This window comes from Cupriavidus sp. a3, from assembly GCF_051015765.1.
Lineage (GTDB): Bacteria > Pseudomonadota > Gammaproteobacteria > Burkholderiales > Burkholderiaceae > Cupriavidus > Cupriavidus oxalaticus_A.
Genome location: NZ_CP170643.1, coordinates 410830 through 427890, shown reverse-complemented (window position 1 = coordinate 427890; position 17061 = coordinate 410830). Strand labels below are relative to the sequence as shown.

The window sequence follows — 17061 nt, the reverse complement described above, 5'->3', positions numbered from 1 at the left end:
CACCTTGCTTGGGCCAGCTCGGGCGGCTTGGAGCACCCAACACCGTCGGCTTCGGCTTCGGTCCTACCTCGCCAGCACCTTCGCATCCCCTTGCATCCCCGCCTCGCGCACGGCCTGCGGCACCGACGGCCAGCCGCCGCCCAGCGACTTGTACAGCGCCGCGGTGCTGGTCAGCACGTCGACCTTGCCCTGGATCGCCGCCAGTTGCGCATCGAACAGCTTCTCGCGCGCATTGGTGACCTCCAGGTAGCTCGAATACCCGCCCTCGTACCGGGCAAAAGCCTGGTCGGCATAGATGAACAGGCTCTGTTCCTGCCGGCGCAGGCTGCCCAGCCGCGTGCGGGTCTCGACGCCGTTGGCCAGCGCGCTGTTCACATCCGCCAGCGCCGCGAGCACCGTGCCCTGGTAAGCGAACATGGCCTGGTTGCGCTGCGCGGACGCGGTCTGCACCTGCCCGCGGATGGCGCCGCCCTGGAAGATCGGCTGGGTCAGCCCCGCGCCGAACGCCCACACCCGCGACGCGCTGTCCCACAGCGCGCCCGGCGACGCCGCCACGGCGCCGAACAGGCCGCTCAGGTTGACCGCCGGCAGGTACAGCGCCTGCGCCGCGCCCAGCTGCGCATTGGCGGCGATGGCGGCCTGCTCGGCCTGCAGCACATCGGGCCGGCGCGAGAGCAAGGCGGCCGGCAGGTCGGCGCCGACTGGCGGCGCCTGCAGCTCGTGGATCGGCTTGCCACGCTCGATCGGGCCCGGCGGCCGGCCCAGCAGCACCGACAGCGCGTTCTCGGTCTGCGCGATGCTGGCACGCAGCGGCGGGATCGAGCCCTCGGCCACGTAGTAGTCATTCTCGGCCTGTGCCAGTTCAAGCTGCGAAATCACGCCGCCTTCATAGCGCTGGCGGAAGATATCCAGCCCGCTCGCGCGCGATGCCAGCGTCTGCTGCGCGACATCGAGCTGCGCATCGAGCCCGCGCAGCGTGGCATACCCCTGCACCACGGAAGCCGCCAGCGCCAGCACCACGCCGCGGCGCGCATACTCGGCATTCCACAGGCTGGCCTCGGCCGCCTCGGCCTGCCGGCGGATGCGGCCCCACAGGTCGATCTCCCAGTTGGCGTTGGCCAGCAACTGGTAAGTATTGCCGGTGCCGCTGCCGAACTGCGTGCTGTTCAGGCTGCCGATGCTCTGGCGCGCGGCCGACGCGGAAAGATTGAGCTGCGGGAAAAAGCCGGCGCGCGCCACCATCAGCTGGCCACGGAATTCGTCGATGCGTGCGGCGGCGATGCGGATATCGTAGTTGCCTGCCAGCGCCTCATCCACCAGCGCGTTCAGCACCGGGTCGCTGAACTGGTTCCACCAGTCGCTGTCGGCGGCGATCGCCAGCGCGCCGGTGTCGAGCCGGTACTGCGACGCGTCCGGGGTCTCGGGGCGCTGGTAGTTGGGGCCGATCGCGCAGCCGCCCAGCGTTGCCGCCGCACAGGCCGCCAGCATCCACACGCGCGGGCTCATAGCGTTTCTCCGGCCGACGGCGCGGTGGGTGGAGTAGTGGGTGGCTGCTGTGCATCGCCGGCCTTGGCGGGCTTCCTGGGCTTGCCTTCGGACATGCGCTCCAGGCCCCAGAAGAACATCGGGATAAAGAACAGCGCGATCACCGTCGCCCCGAGCATGCCGCCGATCACGCCCGTGCCGAGCGACTGCCGGCTGGCGGCCGAGGCGCCGCTGGCGATGGCCAGCGGCACGCAGCCCAGGATAAAGGCCAGCGAGGTCATGATGATCGGCCGCAGGCGCAGCTTGGACGCGTGGATAGCGGCATCGTAGGCGCTCAGCCCCTCCTTCTCGCGCATTTCCACCGCGAACTCGAAGATCAGGATCGCGTTCTTCGCCGCCAGCGCGATCAGCACGGTCAGGCCGATCTGGAAGTAGACGTCGTTCTCCATGCCGCGCATCAGGATGCCGAGCAGCGCGCCGAACAGCGCGAACGGCACCGCCAGCAGCACGCCCAGCGGCAGCGACCACTTCTCGTACTGCGCCGCCAGGATCAGGAACACCATCAGCAAGGCAAAGGCGAAGACGTAGACCGCGGTGGAGCCGGCGGTCTTTTCTTCATAAGCCTGGCCGCTCCAGGCATAGGCGTAGCCCGGCCCCAGCACCTCCTGCGCCACCTCCTCCATGGCCGAGATAGCCTGCCCCGAGCTGTAGCCCGGCGCGGCGTCGCCCATGACCTTGGCGGCCGGGAAGTTGTTGAAGCGTGTGACGATGTCCGCCCCCGGCACATACTTGGTGGAGGTCACCGCCTTGATCGGCACCATCTCGCCGTTGTGGTTGCGCACGTAGACCTTGTCGAGGTCTTCCGGGCGCGAGCGGAACTCGGGCTCGGCCTGCAGGATCACCTGGAACAAGCGGCTGTTCTTCGGGAACTGGCTCACGTAGAGCGAGCCGAACATGGTCTGCAGCGCAGAATAGACGTTCTCGACCGGCACGCCCTGGGTCTCGGAGCGCTCCCGGTCGACTTCGACCAGGAACTGGCGCGAGCGCGAATTGATGGTGGAGTTCACGCCGGTCAGCTCCGGCCGCTGGCGGGCCTTGGCGATGAACTCGTGGACCTTCTGCTCCAGCTGCTGGTAAGTCCCGTCCGCTGTGCTCTGCAGCCAGAACTCGAAGCCGCCGGTGGTGCCCAGGCCCGGGATCGAAGGCGGATTCAGCGGGATCACGACGCCGTCCTGGTAGCGCGAGAATTCCCGCATCGACTTCTGGATCAGGTCGGCCGCGGACTCGCCCTCGCCACGCTCATGGAAGCCCTTGAGCGTGATGAACAGCGTGCCGGCATTGGCCTTGTTCTGCGAATCGATCAGGCTGTAGCCATCGACCGTGGCCACCGATGACACGCCGGGCTGCCTGGACAGCCAGGATTCGGCCCGGCTCGACAGCGTCTGGGTGCGATCCAGGCTGGCCGCGTCCGGCATGACCACCGCGCCGAACAGATAGCCCTGGTCCTCCACCGGCAGGAACGAGGTCGGGATGCGCATGAACATGACCACGCTGACCGCCACCATCGCCAGGATGATGGCGATCGACATCACCGTGCGCCGGATCACGATCTGCAGCGACCTGTCATAGCCGGCAATGAGCCGGTCGAAGGAATTGTTGAACCAGGTGAAGAAGCGGTTCTTCTTGTGCTGGCCGGGCTTGAGCAGGATCGCCGCCATCGCCGGCGACAGCGTCAGCGCGACCACGCCGGACAGCACCACCGAGACCGCGATGGTGATGGCGAACTGCTTGTACAGCTGCCCGGTGATGCCCGACAGGAACGCCACCGGGATGAACACCGCCAGCAGCACCAGCACGATCGCGACCACCGGGCCGCTGACCTCGTCCATCGCCTTCTTGGCCGCCTCCTTGGGCGGCAGGTTGAACTCCGTCATGTTGCGCTCGACGTTCTCGATCACCACGATCGCGTCGTCGACCACGATGCCGATGGCCAGCACCATGCCGAACAAGGTCAGCATGTTCACCGAGAAGCCGAACGCGCTCATGCCGACGAAGGCGCCGATGATCGACACGGGAACGGCCAGGATCGGCACCAGCGTGGCGCGCAGGCTCTGCAGGAACAGGAACACCACCAGGATCACCAGGATCACCGCGTCGCGCAGCGTGTGCACCACCTCGTCGATCGACTCCTGCACGAACTCGGTGGTGTCGAGCGCGATCTCGTACTCCAGCCCGGGCGGAAAGCTCTTCTTCAGCTCCGCCAGCGTGGACCGCACCTGCTTGGCCACATCCAGCGCATTGGCTCCCGGCTGCTGGTACACCGCCAGCAGCGTGGCGGTCTTACCGTTGTAGCGGCTGCGCAGCGAGTAGTCCTTGGACCCGAGCTCGGCGCGGCCGATGTCCTTCAGGCGCACCAGCGCGGCGTCGCCGGACTGCGCGCGCAGGATCATGTTGTCGAACTCGGCCGGCTCGGTCATGCGGCCCTTGGTGGCGATCGGGAAGGTCTGCTGCACCGGCCCGGTGGTCGGCGACTGGCCGATGCGCCCCGCGGAGAACTGCTGGTTCTGGTTGGAGACCGCGTTCTTGACGTCCTCGGTGGTGATGCCCAGCGACGCCATGCGGTCGGGCCGCAGCCAGATGCGCATGGCGTAGTCCGGGCTGCCGAAGATCGACGACTGGTTGGCGCCGGGAATGCGCTTGAGCGCATCCAGCACGTAGATGTTGGCGTAGTTGCCGACGAAGGTCTGGTTGTAGCTGTTGTCGGGCGAGTAGATGGCAATCACCATCATGAACGCCGACGACCGCTTCTGCACCGAGACGCCCTGCGCCGTCACGGCATCGGGCAGCGTGGGCAGCGCCAGGTTGACGCGGTTCTGCACGTCCACCTGCGCGAGCTCGGGGTCGGTGCCGATCTCGAAATACGTGGTCAGCGTCAGGTCGCCGGTCGAGGAACTCGTCGAGTTCATGTACATCATGTGGTCGGCGCCGTTGACCTGCTGCTCGATCGGCGCGGCCACGTTCTGCGCCACCACCTCGGCGCTGGCGCCGGGGTACTTGGTCGTGACCGTGATGGACGGGGGCGTGATATCCGGGAACTGGGCGATCGGCAGCTTGGTCAGCGCCACCAGGCCGCCCACCGTGATGATGATGGACAGCACCGATGCGAAGATCGGCCGGTCGATAAAGAAATGGGCAAGCTTCATGGCTTGCCCCCGGTGGAGCCCGCCGCCTGCTGCGCGCCTGCACCGGATGCAGCCGGAGCGGCCGGAGTGGCCGGAGTGGCCGAGCCCGCGGCAGCAGGCTGGGCACCCGTGGGCTGGGCACCGCTGGCCGCGCCATGCGCGGCCAGTTCGGTCGCCGGCACGGCCTTGACCGTCGCGCCCGGCATCAGCCGCACCAGGCCGCTCACCGCCACGCGCTCACCGGCCTTCAGGCCCGAGCGCACCACCCAGTTGGAGCCGGTCCATTCCCCCACGTCGACCACGCGCTGCTGCGCCTTGCTGTCCGGGCCGATCACCCAGACCGTCTGCCCGCGCGGGCCTTGCACGATGGCTTCCTGCGGCACGGCAATGGCCTGCGTGCGCATCGCGCCATGCACCTTGACCCGCACGAACTGGCCCGGCCTCAGCGTGCCCTGCGGATTGGCGACCTCGGCGCGGACCAGGTAGGTGCCGGTTTCCTGGCTGAACGAGGCGTCGGCGAAAGCGATCCTGCCGTGGTGCGGGAACTCCGTCCCGTCGGCCAGCACGATGACGATGTCGAAGGCTTCCTGCGCCGGGTACCGGACCGCCCCCGACTTCTCCGACGAGCGGAACGACAGCACCTCGTTCTCGGACAGGCTGAAGTTGACCCACATCGGATCCAGCTTGGCGACATAGGTCAGCAGGCTGTTGGTGGTATCGATATAGGAGCCCACCTGCCGCTTGGCAAAGCTCGACAGGCCCGCCACCGGCGACTTGATCGTGGTGTAGCTCAGGTTCAGTTTGGCATTGATCACATTGGCGCGCGCCTGCTCCACCGCGGCTGCTGCCTCCTGCTCCTTGCCGGTGGCGTCATCCAGGTCGCGCTGGCTGAGGGCATTGCGCGCCGCCAGCGGGCGCACGCGGTTCAGGTCGGCGCGTGCTGTATTCAGGCGCGCCTGCTGCTGCGCCATTTCGGCCTCGGCCGCCTTCAGCGTGGCCTCGAACGGCTTGGGATCCATCAGGAACAGGGTCTCGCCCGTCTTGACCAGGGCGCCTTCCGTATAGACCCGCTTCTCCAGGAAGCCATTGACGCGCGCACGTATCTCCACCTGCTGCGAACTCTGGGTCTGGCCGACGAAGTCATAGACGAGCGGCACGTCGCGCAGCGCCACGGTGATGACACCCACCTCGGCTGCCGGCGGCGCCACCGCCGCCGGTTTCTCCTTGCTGCAACCCGCCACCAGCAGCAGGGCCAGCAGGCCCGCCACGCCGCACCCGTTAAGCATTGTCCTCACAAAGCCTCCTCCGCCAGCAACCATGGCCGCCCCCGATGCCGGACGCAGCGGCGCCCGCCGCCGATCCTGTGCCTGTTCAGGCAGGTTAAGGCGCGCCCATGGACGCGCCAATTCAATCTTTCTTGTGCCCGTGTTTACTCATTTCGACAGCCGGGACCGGGCTGGCGGCAGTTGTCCGGCCACCGCTTCAGCGCCGGAATCCGCCATGGAAGCCGCCCCCGCGGAAGCCACCGCCGCCAAAGCGCCCTGCGCCCTGCCAGTGCTGCGCCATGCCCTGCCAGCGCTGCTGGCCGACCTCGCGTGCCTGGCGCTGCGACTCCAGCCGGCTGGTGGCGTCGTTGTTCGGCTGCACCGGTTCCCAGCCGCCGGCGGTGTGTTTCTGCCAGCCGTCGTCGGTGTGCTGGTACACGGAGCCGTCGTGGCCGGCGTAGACGTTGCCGTTGTTCCACACCAGGGCGTTGTCCTTGCCGGGGTTGGCGACAAAACCGCGGCTGCCGGCGGTGTGCGCGCCGGTCCGGGTGTTGCCGGCAATACCGGCCTCGCCCGCGCCGATGCGGCCGGTCTGCGCGTTGTAGCCCGCCGCCTGGCGTCCGGCCGCGTAGTCGCCGGTATAGGTGTTGCCGGCCACGCCGCCGCGCGCGGCGCCTTCGCGGCCGGTCGACGGTTTGGCGAACGAGCCCTGGTGGCCGGCCGCGTAGTTGCCGGAATATGGGTTGAACGCCGCGCCGCGGCTGCCCTGGTAGCGCGCGCCGGTCGCCGGGTTGATGCCCGAGGCCGCGCTGCCGCGCCACTCGGTGCCGGTCCAGGCATTCCAGCCTTGCGCATGCGTCACCGTGCCCTGCCCCCAGCGGCCATAGAAATTGGCCTGGTTCACATTGACGTAGTTCCAGTTAAACGGGGCGCCCCACCAGTACGGTCCCCAGTACGGCGACGCCGCACCCCAGAACGCACCCGCGGCGAAGCCGAAGGCAAACCCCTCGGCCATGCCGACGCCAAAGCCTGCGCCGTATCCATAGGTAACCGGGTAGCCGTAGTAGACCGCGCCGACGTAGGCCGGATAGACGTAGCCGGTGCCGTACACGACCGTGCCGTCGGGGCTGACCACCACGCCCATGTAGCCGGGGGTGTAGCCGACCACGACGGTGTCAGGCGTGACCGAGTAGATCCGTACATAGGTCACGTAGTGGAGCGGCGAGGCCGGCGGGATGGTGTAGATCGCCGACGGCACCTCGGTGGCGACGCGCCACGGTCCCGACGGTGCGGGCGCCGCGAACCAGACACCATTGGCGACCGCGTAGTAGTGGCTGGCATCGACCTCGATCACCGGCGTGCCCGTGTTCGCCGCATAGCTGAGCGAGGTACCGGTGATCGGCGTAAAGCGCGGCGCGCCGTCGTAGGTGACGTTCAGGCTGGCCTTGCTGCGCGAGACCGTGGCGGTCTGCGGGATGGTGGCGGCGATCTCGGCCTCGCGCGCCTGCGGCGTGCCCGGCACCGACACCAGCACGTTGGCCTTGGGATCGGTCGTCGGGATCTTGGCAAAGTCGGCCGGCAACTCGCGGCCAGGCACGTATTCCCACGGCCCGGTCAGCATCGGCGCGCGGAACCAGCGGCCTGACACCAGCACGTAATACTGGTTGGTGGCCGGGTCGACGAAGATGGCGTGATCGGCGTTGGAGACCGTCAGCAGGCCCACGCCACTGACCGGCGTCATCTGCGGCGCGCCGCTGGTGATCACCAGCTCGGTCGGCCGGGTGGCGAAAACGATGGCCGGTGCCCGCGCCGGGCGCTTGCCGTCCGCGGGCAGCATCGCGTCCGGTTTCATGCCGGCGGCGGCCTTGGTGGCGGCATGCTCCAGCGCCTTCGGCACCGTCGTCATGACCTCCCATGCGCCGCCCGCGGATTCCGAGCGGTACCAGTAGCCAGCGGCCTTCAGGTACAGCTCGCCGCCCGACTCGCGCAGCAGCAGGGCGCGGCTGTTGAGCGCGCGTTCATATTGCGTGCCGGCAACGGCGCGCCAGGCGGGGTCGCCGTCGACCAGCACCAGCAGTGTCGGCGTGGTCGCAAACAGGATCTGCGGGGCGTCGTTGCGGACCGGCACGCGGCCGGCGCGGGCCAGCTGCTGTGACACGGCATAGCTGGCCTGCAAGTGGTCCAGCGGCACCGTCAGGCCGTTGGCCGGCAGCCGGGACACCAGCGCCTGGCGTACCCGGTCGGCGGCGTCCGGCCTGGTGGGGACTTCCACGCTCTCGATGCGCAGCGCACTCAGCTGCACCAGCCCGGACGGCTTGTCGATATCGGCGGTGGCCGAAAAATGCACGACGCCGTAGGTAGGCGAGCCGCTCTTCTCGCCTACCGCCACGGCGGCACGGCCCGACAGGCGGTTGCCGTCCCATGTCTCGACCTGCGGCTGGTACAGCTCGACATGGTCGTTGGCGGCGTCGAAATTGCGCGGCCAGGCCAGCGCTGCGGCGGTTGGCTGCGGTGGCGTAGCGGCCCGCGGCGCGAGGGGCGCGAGCGCAAGCCACGCCGCCACGATCAGGGCGCTGGTCTGCTTGAGGCGAAAAGGCATGGCTTTCTCCAGCGTGGAGGGCACGATGCAGCACAGCAGGCGGCCCATGCTGGCAATCTAAATTAGGCCGGACAGGCGAACAATCGCATTTGAAAACATTCAGGGCGCTTGCAAAAAAAGACAGATCGGGCCGTCTGCGTGCATGATGCACCGCCCCTGCGGCGCCTGGTGGTCAGGAAGACACCGAGGCGCGATGCGCCGTTGCGCCAGCCACCAGCCGCCGCCCTTGAAGCGACCGCGCCACGGCCTCATCTCCAGTGTTTCCCTGGCTATTGCCGCGCCCCATGCCTCCTCGCACCACGATCCTGACTGCCGCGCTGATCACGGCGCTGCTGCACGCCTACATCGGGCTGCGCCTCTTGCCGGCAATGCCCGTGCCGATGCTGGTCAAGATGCTTGCTGTTGTCTGGCTCGCCCTGTCTTGCGCGCTGCTGCCCGCCGGGCTGCTGGCGCGGCGCTTCAGCCAGCCGTGGGCGGACCGGATTTCCTGGATCGGCATGCTGGCAATGGGATTCTTCTCATCCCTGCTGGTGCTGACGCTGGCGCGCGACGTCGCGCTGGCCGCCGCCTGGCTGGCGGGCAAGCTGCTCGGCTGGCAGGCCGCCGGACTGGCATCGGGCAGCGCCCTCGCCGTGCCGCTGCTGGCACTGCTGGTCACGCTGGCCGGCTATATCAACGCCCGCCGCGTGGCGCGCGTGGTCGAGGTCGACGTGCCCGTGGCCGACCTGCCCGAGGCGCTGCACGGCTTCACCATCGCGCAGATCAGCGACATCCACGTCGGCCCCACCATCAAGGGGCCTTACCTCGACCGCATCGTCGAGCGCGTTAACAGCCTGCAGCCGGACGCCGTGGCCATCACCGGCGACCTGGTCGACGGCACCGTGCGCGAACTGTCCGCGCATACCGCGCCGCTGGCGCGGCTGCAGGCGCGCCATGGCAGTTACTTCGTCACCGGCAACCATGAGTATTACGCCGGCGCGCAGCCATGGATCGACGAACTGCGCCGGCTCGGCCTGCGCGTGCTGATGAACGAGCACGTGGTGGTGGAGCACGGTGGGCAGCCGCTGGTGCTGGCGGGCGTGACCGACTACTCCGCCGGCCGCTTCCATGAAAGCCACCGCAGCGACCCGCACCGCGCCATCGCCGGCGCTCCGGCGCAGGCCGGCGTGCGCGTGCTGCTGGCGCACCAGCCACGCACTGCCGCCGCCGCCGCGGAGGCTGGCTTTGACTTGCAGCTATCAGGGCATACCCACGGGGGGCAGTTCTGGCCGTGGAACCTGTTCGTGCCGATGCAGCAGCCGTACACCGCGGGGCTGGTGCGGCATGGCGCGATGTGGGTCTATGTGAGCAGGGGGACGGGGTACTGGGGGCCGCCGAAACGGTTCGGGGCGCCTTCGGAGATTACGCGGTTGCGGCTGGTGCGGGCGTAGGACTAAGCAGCATCGCCAATGCGCTCGCGAGCGTTACAGCCATAAAAAAGCCATAAAAAAACCAGGCCCGCAGGCCTGGTTCTCTTTCACACTCAGCAGTACCTTACCGCGCAATCGGCTTGTACCGAATCCGCTTCGGCTTGGCCCCTTCTTCACCCAGCCGCTTCTTCTTGTCCGCCTCGTATTCCTGGTAATTGCCCGGGAAGAACTCCACATGCGAGTCGCCCTCGAACGCCAGGATGTGCGTCGCGATCCGGTCCAGGAACCAGCGATCGTGCGAGATCACCATTACGCAGCCGGCGAACTCCAGGAGCGCATCTTCCAGAGCGCGCAGCGTTTCCACGTCGAGGTCGTTCGACGGCTCGTCCAGCAGCAGTACGTTGCCGCCGGCGATCAGCGTCTTGGCCATGTGCAGGCGGCCGCGTTCGCCACCCGACAGCGTGCCGACCTGCTTTTGCTGGTCGCCGCCCTTGAAATTGAAGCGGCCGATATAGGCGCGCGACGGGGTTTCGTAACGGCCAACGGTCAGCACGTCGGCGCCGCCGGAGATTTCCTCGAATACGGTCTTGGTGCCGTCCAGCGCATCGCGGCTCTGGTCGACAAACGCCATCTTCACGGTCGGCCCGATCTTGATTTCGCCGCTGTCCGGCTGTTCCTTGCCGGTGAGCATCTTGAAGAACGTCGACTTGCCGGCGCCGTTCGGACCGATGATGCCGACAATGGCGCCCGGCGGCACCTTGAAGCTCAGGTTTTCGATCAGCATGCGGTCGCCGAAACCCTTGCTGACGTTGTCGAACTCGATCACTTCGTTACCCAGGCGCTCACCGACCGGGATGAAGATTTCCTGGGTTTCGTTGCGCTTCTGGTATTCCTGGCTGTTGAGCTCGTCAAAGCGGGCCAGGCGCGCCTTGGACTTGGCCTGGCGGCCCTTGGGGTTCTGGCGCACCCACTCCAGTTCCTTGTGCAGGGCCTTCTGGCGCGCCGACTCGCTGGCCTCTTCCTGCTTCAGGCGCGCTTCCTTCTGGTCCAGCCACGAGCTGTAGTTGCCCTTCCAGGGGATGCCCTGCCCGCGGTCCAGCTCCAGGATCCACTCGGCGGCGTTGTCGAGGAAGTAGCGGTCGTGGGTCACGGCCACCACGGTGCCCGGGAAGCGCGTCAGGAACTGTTCCAGCCAGTCGACCGACTCGGCATCCAGGTGGTTGGTCGGTTCGTCGAGCAACAGCATGTCGGGGCGCGACAGCAGCAGGCGGCACAGCGCCACGCGGCGCTTTTCACCGCCGGACAGGTGGCCGATCTTCGCGTCCCACGGCGGCAGGCGCAGCGCGTCGGCGGCGATCTCCAGCTGCAGCTCGACGTTGTTGCCATCGCTGGCGGCCAGGATGGCTTCGTACTTGGCCTGGTCGGCGGCAAGCGCGTCGAAGTCGGCGTCCGGCTCGGCATAGGCGGCGTAGATCTCATCGAGCTTCTTGCGCGCCTCGAACACGCCGCCCAGCGCCGCCTCCACCGATTCGCGCACGGTCTGCTCGGGATCGAGCTGCGGCTCCTGCGGCAGGTAGCCGATGTTCAGGTTCGGCATCGGCGTGGCCTCGCCCTCGATCTCCTTGTCGAGGCCGGCCATGATCTTGAGCAGCGTGGACTTGCCCGAGCCGTTCAGGCCCAGCACGCCGATCTTGGCGCCGGGGAAGAACGACAGCGAGATGTCCTTCAGGATGTGACGCTTGGGCGGAACGATCTTGCCCACGCGGTTCATGGTGAAAACGTACTGTGCCATGGGTGCGTGTTGGTGTTGGTGCGGGAATGGCGGGAGTGTATCAGGCACGCCGGCGCGCGCTGCCGGCCCCAGCCAGCTTTGGCCCCCGCCGGTACAATGGCAGGTTCGACTTTCCGCTGATTTTCCGAGCCATCGCCATGAGCAGACCTGCCCTGACCCTGAAGTTCAAGTGCAAGAAGTGCGCGAAACCCGTCACCCTGTACCTGCAGAAGACGTCCGCGTGCTCGCACATCACCCCGTACCAGGGCTTCTGCAAATGCGGCGAGATGATGCGCCACGCCACCGGCGACAAGGATGCAGTCGAGTCCTTCGTGAACTCGCTGGACAACAGCTGGATGCATCACCATCACCACTAAGCAGGCTGCAGCAGTGACGGAAACCTGGCGCCCCGCCGGCAAGGACCCGATGCGCTTCCTGGGCGGCTATCCGCCCGAAGTGCTCGACCAGGTGCGCGAACTCGCCGCCGCCGGCCGCCTGGGCGACCACCTCGCCCGCCGCTATCCCGGCCGCCATACCGTGCAGACCGATCGCGCGCTGTACGACTACGCCACCGAACTGAAGCAGGAATTTTTGCGCAGCGCGCCGCCGCTGCATAAGGTCGGCTTCGATGCCACGCTCGACTCGGCGCACAAGGCCTTGGGCCTGCACACCGCGATCTCGCGCGTGCAGGGCGGCAAGCTGAAAGCCAAGAAGGAAATCCGCGTGGCGTCGCTGTTCAAGGAAGCGCCGACGGAATTCCTGCGCATGATCGTCGTGCACGAGCTCTCGCACTTAAAGGAGAGCGACCACAACAAGGCCTTCTACCGGCTCTGCGAACACATGGAGCCGCGCTACCACCAGCTGGAATTCGACACGCGCCTGTGGCTGGCGTGGCGCGAACTGGACAAGGCGGGAAGCTAGTTACAGCTTCTTCGCGAATCGTCGGCCGGATTGGCGAAGTCGCATTACCGCCGGCAACGCGGCGGTAATGCACCTCCGCTTGGTGTGACTGCGAGCCCTCAATGAACCTGCATGCCGCGCATGGCATGTATCCGCTCATGCTGCCGCTTCAACGCGTCATATTGGCGCTGAAGTGTCGCGCTGGCATCGGGTGGCAGTGTCTTCATCATGACGGACTGATACTCGCGCCTGGCGGCATCTTCCTCGTGCTCGCACATTCCCAGCACGGCGTCGTCGTTGTTTGGCTGCAGCATGTGACGGAACGCCATCCAGCCACGGAACAGCGTGCCATTCATGGTGCCCCGGTCGGTCGGCCGGCCGCCCATGGCACTGACCATCGATTGCAATTCCTTCACCGACGCCCGGTAGGTGTCCGCCGTAGCGGTCAGGATGTCGCGAAGCTGTGCATCGCGCACTTCACCGGCACCGCTCATGCAGGCCAGTTCGCTGTCCTTGCCAGCTTCGATCAGCTGGTTCAGCGCCAAGACAGTTTGTTGCTGGTTGTCGCCCATGGCATTCTCCCAACACGCATTCAGGCGACGCGCAGCTTTGGCGCCGCCAGGTAAGCCAAAGGAGGAACCGCCGCCGCGTAACCGGCCGTGAGAGCGGCGTCGCAGACGCCATCGACATGAATCAGCTGGTTCGCGCCGGGCCCCGTTTGCCTGCTCGTTCAGAGGTAAGGCGTGACTACATGATAGGAGATGGCTGAAGCCCGGCGGGATGGCGCCGGCGCCACGATCCCAAGGGGCTATGCTTGAGCGGCAGCAGGAGTACAAGCGGATCATGCGCCATCCACACCTTCAGCCCGGCGCACTCTGGCCGGCCCTCGTGCAGCGCCCCCCTCCCCCAGAGGGCGGCGACAGCGGAGCCTTAGACGGGCCGTTCACCTTTGCCTGTCGGCACCCCCGCCCCCGAGCGCCTCAAGCAGCGGCCGCAAGGCATCGAGTTCCGCGCCGAAGCCGGCCCAGTCCCCTGCTTTCAGGCGCTCGATGGCGCGGTCATAGTGCGCGAGTGCCTCGCGCGCACGGGTGTTCGCAGCGCCCTGCTCAAATATCGCCACCGGGGCGGATCCCCCGAAAAGGGCCGCAAGGGCCGCGCCCAGGGTGTCCTCCATGGCCACGCGATCACCATAGGCGGCGATCACCCGCTTCAGTTCGGGTAACTGGCCGGACTCCGCGCGCAGGTAGAGCGGCGAGACATAGAGGATGGAATTCTCGATCGGCACGACCTGCAGATGGCCGCGGATGACGCGCGAGCCCATCTGGTTCCACAGCGAAATCTGCTGCGAGATCTCGGTATTCTGCTGGATGCGCGCCTCGATCTGGAACGGCCCGTAGACCAGCTTCTCCTTGGGGAAGGTGTAGGCGACAAGCTTGCCGTAGTTGGGCGGATCGGAGCGCGCCGCGAGCCACGCGATCATGTTCTCGCGCTGGCTGGGCACCATCGGCAGCATGAGCACGAACTCGGCGCTCGCTTCCTCAGGCAGCCGCAGGATCATGTAGTAGGGCATCATCCGCTCGGCGGGCGTGTTCCCTGCGCTCATGCCCGACAACTGGCGCGGGAACTCCCAGAGATCCTCGCGGTTATAGAAGACTTCCGCCGCTTCCATGTGGTAGGCGCGGTAGATCTGCGCCTGGACCAGGAACAGGTCTTCCGGGTAGCGGATATGCCGCTGCAGGTCCCGCGGCATTGCGCCCAGCGGCCTGAACATGCCCGGGAAGATGCGCTGGTACACCCGCAGGATTGGATCAGCGGGGTCGCTGACGTAGAAGTCCACCGTGCCGTTGTAGGCATCGATCACTACCTTGACTGCGTTGCGAATGTAGTTGTCGCCGTCGCCGGTGCCAGGCTGCGAGTAAGGGAACCAGCGGCTGGTGGTGTAGGCGTCCTGGATCCAGTAAAGGCGCCCGTCGCTTGCCACGATATAGGGGTCGCGGTCGAGGATGAGGAACGGGGCAATCGTGCGCACCCGGTCCCGGATGTTGCGATGGAGCAGGATGCGGCTCTGCGGCGTGATGTAGCCGCTCAGCAGGATATTGGGATCGTCGAGCTGCCAGGCAAACAGGACCCGGCGCGCCAGGCTGCCGACGTCGATGCCGTCGCGCCCGCGGTAGGCCGTATAGACGTTGTCCTTGCCCTTGGGGTAGTCGAACTCGGGCACACTGCCGTTGACGATGACATAGCCTTTGCCGCCTTCTCCGAAGTAGAGGCGCGGCTCGTGGATGACCGGGCCGCCGTCGGAGAGCGGTGGAATGTCATGCAGATAGAGCAAGGGCAGGCCTTCGGCGGATTTCTCGGTGACCGGCGACATGACCACGCCATTGCCATGGGTGAACAAGAGATGCAGGTTCACCCAGGTCTGGGCATTGGGCGGGATCAGCGCCGGCTCCAGCTCCCGCGCCGACAGCATGACCTGCTGGTAACCGGCGTCGAGTTGGTAGCGGTCGATATCCGTCGCGAGGAACTTGTAATAGGTCCTGATCTCCTGCAGCTGCGCATAGGTATCGCGCAGCGGCTGCAGGTCCCACAGACGGATATTGTCGATGGTCGGGCGATTGGCCTGGAGTGAGGCAAGATTCAGGCTCTGTTCGACCGGGAACGGCTTTGCCTCGATCTGCGTTACGCCATAGGCCTCACGTGTCAGCGCGATATTGTGTTCGAGGTACGGCGTCTCCAGTTGCAGTTCGTTGGGCTTGACATAGAATCGCTGGAACAGCGCCGGATAGACCGTGCCGAGCAGGAACGCGCTGCCGGCCACCAGGATTGCCCCGGCCGCAGGCACCCGGTAGTCCCGCCAGCGCAGATAGGCCCATGAAGCGGCGGCAGCCGCGGCAGACAGGCTGCACTGCAGCCACAGGACCGGCAGCCCCACATGGATGTCGGTATAGCTCGCGCCGACCACGACGCCGTTGTCGCCATAGAGAAGAAGGTAGCGGTCAAGCCAGTAGGACCACGCCTGCAACGCGAAGAACAAGCCCAGCAACGCGGCAGCATGGATAGCGGCCGCCGCTGAAAGCCCGCGCGGCGGCTGGACCAGCGCGATATCGCCGCGCAACCCATAGACCGCGCCGGCAATCACTGCGCAGCAGCCCAGCAGCAGGAGCAGCCAGTTCCTGAGTGCCAGATACGCAGGCAGCGAGAAGAAGTAGAAGCCGATGTCCTTGCCGAAGATCGGATCGGACTTTCCGAATGGAACCTGATTGATGTAGCGCAGCGCAGTGTCCCAGCTCGACAGCTCTCCGACGGCCATCAGCAGCCCTACAAAGACGGCAACGCCGGCAATGGCGGCGCGCCAGGGCAGGCGCATCGCCATCTCGCCGACCGGTTCGCCCCGGGCCTCCGGCGCCCAGGCCTGCGCCTGCCTCGCGCAGCGGTGCGCCAGCCAGCCCGATACCCAGATCGCACCCGCCGACACGCCGAAGACGGCAAGCAACAGCACCGCCTGGGTCGAGAATATGGTGCGGAAAACCCCGGCGTAGCCAACGGAGGTAAACCACAGCCAGTCAACGATGAGGTCGCTGACGCGCCCGGCAGCGACCAGCGCGACGATGACGGCCACTACCCAGGTCGCGGGGCGTCTCAGGCGCGTGGCATCCATCGCTGGCGAGCGCATCGATCATGCTCCTTTGCCGCACTGTCGTCCGTGACCTGCTTGCCTGTGCGATAGGTGCCGCGCGGCAATGCGTGGGTCCGGGCGAATTGTGCAGTCTGATTCATTGTAGGCGAGACGATCGGGAGACAGCGAGCCGTGCCGCCGGGGAAGCCATGCAAAAGGCGCCAGCTCGCCGGCGTGGGCGGGTTGAGGGAGGAGGGGTTTCGGTGTTTGGCTATTTGCCGGCGAACGGCACTCAGGCAGGATGCGGCGTCCGTATGGGAATGCGAAGTGTCTTATCGAATCGCGAGCCAAGGCGCGAGAGACTGAGGCCGTCATCGAACAACGATGACCGGGTGTGGAAGCCCGCGTGTCACAGTTTGATAGTCGCCGTTGGCGACCTTCTTGCCCATTCGGGCTAGCCATTGCTTTATGGCGGGCCGGACGAGACAGCCGCAAGGCTGACCGGCATTGGCTGTGACACCGGGCTTCCACCCTCGTTGTCAGGCCCGCCGCCCTCCCCTCACGTCGCGCGGCAGGCCTTCATCCAACGATCGGAGGTCATATGTCGGGAAACTCGTTATCCACAGCGGCACGGCTGAATCTTGAGTCATTGGCGGCGGGCATCGAAGGCGTGCTTGGCATGCTGGACCAGTTGTGCGACGCATCCGAAGGCTGCTTCAGTGCGCTTTGCCTGCTTCGACTGTTGAAGGCGCAGCTGGAAGGCATATTGGCGGAGGAGCTTGCCGCCTGACGGCCTTGGCCGCTGAAGGCTTGCCAGTCCCACTGGTAAGCCCC

11 protein-coding genes are annotated in these 17061 nt (G+C 66.7%); 4 read left to right on the top strand and 7 right to left on the bottom strand.

Annotation, left to right across the window (positions count from 1 at the left end; all coding sequences use genetic code 11):
• Positions 1 to 63: 63 nt before the first annotated feature.
• From ACAD63_RS01975 to ACAD63_RS01960, 4 genes are all read right to left on the bottom strand, one after another.
• A complete protein-coding gene (locus ACAD63_RS01975; RefSeq protein WP_434033362.1) occupies positions 64 to 1506 on the bottom strand; it encodes an efflux transporter outer membrane subunit in 1443 nt (480 codons plus the stop codon).
• The gene (locus ACAD63_RS01970; RefSeq protein WP_135706015.1) at positions 1503 to 4688 is read right to left on the bottom strand and encodes an efflux RND transporter permease subunit; all 3186 of its coding nucleotides are present in this window, start codon (positions 4686 to 4688) and stop codon (positions 1503 to 1505) included. The genes ACAD63_RS01975 and ACAD63_RS01970 overlap by 4 nt, the downstream gene beginning before the upstream one ends.
• A complete protein-coding gene (locus ACAD63_RS01965) occupies positions 4685 to 5953 on the bottom strand; it encodes an efflux RND transporter periplasmic adaptor subunit (RefSeq protein ID WP_135706318.1) in 1269 nt (422 codons plus the stop codon). Before ACAD63_RS01965 ends, ACAD63_RS01970 begins: the two co-directional genes overlap by 4 nt.
• 196 nt (positions 5954 to 6149) lie before the next feature.
• A complete protein-coding gene (locus ACAD63_RS01960) occupies positions 6150 to 8531 on the bottom strand; it encodes a carbohydrate-binding family V/XII (protein WP_434033361.1) in 2382 nt (793 codons plus the stop codon).
• Positions 8532 to 8815: 284 nt separating this feature from the next.
• Between ACAD63_RS01960 and ACAD63_RS01955 the strand changes: the two genes are divergently transcribed.
• Positions 8816 to 9961 (top strand): metallophosphoesterase, encoded by a 1146-nt coding sequence (locus tag ACAD63_RS01955; protein ID WP_133093488.1) that lies wholly within the window; start codon positions 8816 to 8818, stop codon positions 9959 to 9961.
• A gap of 103 nt (positions 9962 to 10064) precedes the next feature.
• On the opposite strand, the gene ettA is transcribed toward ACAD63_RS01955, so the two are convergent.
• Positions 10065 to 11732 (bottom strand): energy-dependent translational throttle protein EttA, encoded by a 1668-nt coding sequence (gene ettA / locus ACAD63_RS01950; protein WP_029048366.1) that lies wholly within the window; start codon positions 11730 to 11732, stop codon positions 10065 to 10067.
• Between the two features lie 137 nt (positions 11733 to 11869).
• On the opposite strand from ettA, the gene ACAD63_RS01945 reads away from it, so the two are divergent.
• Entirely contained in the window at positions 11870 to 12088 is a 219-nt protein-coding gene (locus ACAD63_RS01945) for a hypothetical protein (RefSeq protein ID WP_133093487.1), read from the top strand.
• A gap of 49 nt (positions 12089 to 12137) precedes the next feature.
• Positions 12138 to 12632 (top strand): M48 metallopeptidase family protein, encoded by a 495-nt coding sequence (locus ACAD63_RS01940; protein WP_133093541.1) that lies wholly within the window; start codon positions 12138 to 12140, stop codon positions 12630 to 12632.
• Positions 12633 to 12730: 98 nt separating this feature from the next.
• On the opposite strand, the gene ACAD63_RS01935 is transcribed toward ACAD63_RS01940, so the two are convergent.
• Both ACAD63_RS01935 and ACAD63_RS01930 read right to left on the bottom strand, forming a co-directional pair.
• Positions 12731 to 13183 carry a PA2169 family four-helix-bundle protein gene (locus ACAD63_RS01935; protein ID WP_133093486.1) on the bottom strand — a complete coding sequence of 151 codons (453 nt, stop codon included), beginning with the start codon at positions 13181 to 13183 and terminating at the stop codon, positions 12731 to 12733.
• 371 nt (positions 13184 to 13554) lie between these two features.
• Positions 13555 to 16284, bottom strand: a complete 2730-nt coding sequence (locus ACAD63_RS01930; RefSeq protein ID WP_434033360.1) for a UPF0182 family membrane protein — start codon at positions 16282 to 16284, stop codon at positions 13555 to 13557.
• A gap of 544 nt (positions 16285 to 16828) precedes the next feature.
• On the opposite strand from ACAD63_RS01930, the gene ACAD63_RS01925 reads away from it, so the two are divergent.
• Positions 16829 to 17017 (top strand): hypothetical protein, encoded by a 189-nt coding sequence (locus ACAD63_RS01925; RefSeq protein WP_135706018.1) that lies wholly within the window; start codon positions 16829 to 16831, stop codon positions 17015 to 17017.
• Positions 17018 to 17061: the final 44 nt, after the last annotated feature.

What these genes read in the sequence shown, in the direction of transcription:
- ACAD63_RS01975 (WP_434033362.1), bottom strand. Translation starts at nt 1,506, where the DNA reads ATGAGCCCGCGCGTGTGGATGCTGGCGGCCTGTGCGGCGGCAACGCTG.
- ACAD63_RS01970 (WP_135706015.1), bottom strand. Translation starts at nt 4,688, where the DNA reads ATGAAGCTTGCCCATTTCTTTATCGACCGGCCGATCTTCGCATCGGTG.
- ACAD63_RS01965 (WP_135706318.1), bottom strand. Translation starts at nt 5,953, where the DNA reads ATGCTTAACGGGTGCGGCGTGGCGGGCCTGCTGGCCCTGCTGCTGGTG.
- ACAD63_RS01960 (WP_434033361.1), bottom strand. Translation starts at nt 8,531, where the DNA reads ATGCCTTTTCGCCTCAAGCAGACCAGCGCCCTGATCGTGGCGGCGTGG.
- ACAD63_RS01955 (WP_133093488.1), top strand. Translation starts at nt 8,816, where the DNA reads ATGCCTCCTCGCACCACGATCCTGACTGCCGCGCTGATCACGGCGCTG.
- ettA (WP_029048366.1), bottom strand. Translation starts at nt 11,732, where the DNA reads ATGGCACAGTACGTTTTCACCATGAACCGCGTGGGCAAGATCGTTCCG.
- ACAD63_RS01945 (WP_133093487.1), top strand. Translation starts at nt 11,870, where the DNA reads ATGAGCAGACCTGCCCTGACCCTGAAGTTCAAGTGCAAGAAGTGCGCG.
- ACAD63_RS01940 (WP_133093541.1), top strand. Translation starts at nt 12,138, where the DNA reads ATGCGCTTCCTGGGCGGCTATCCGCCCGAAGTGCTCGACCAGGTGCGC.
- ACAD63_RS01935 (WP_133093486.1), bottom strand. Translation starts at nt 13,183, where the DNA reads ATGGGCGACAACCAGCAACAAACTGTCTTGGCGCTGAACCAGCTGATC.
- ACAD63_RS01930 (WP_434033360.1), bottom strand. Translation starts at nt 16,284, where the DNA reads ATGCGCTCGCCAGCGATGGATGCCACGCGCCTGAGACGCCCCGCGACC.
- ACAD63_RS01925 (WP_135706018.1), top strand. Translation starts at nt 16,829, where the DNA reads ATGTCGGGAAACTCGTTATCCACAGCGGCACGGCTGAATCTTGAGTCA.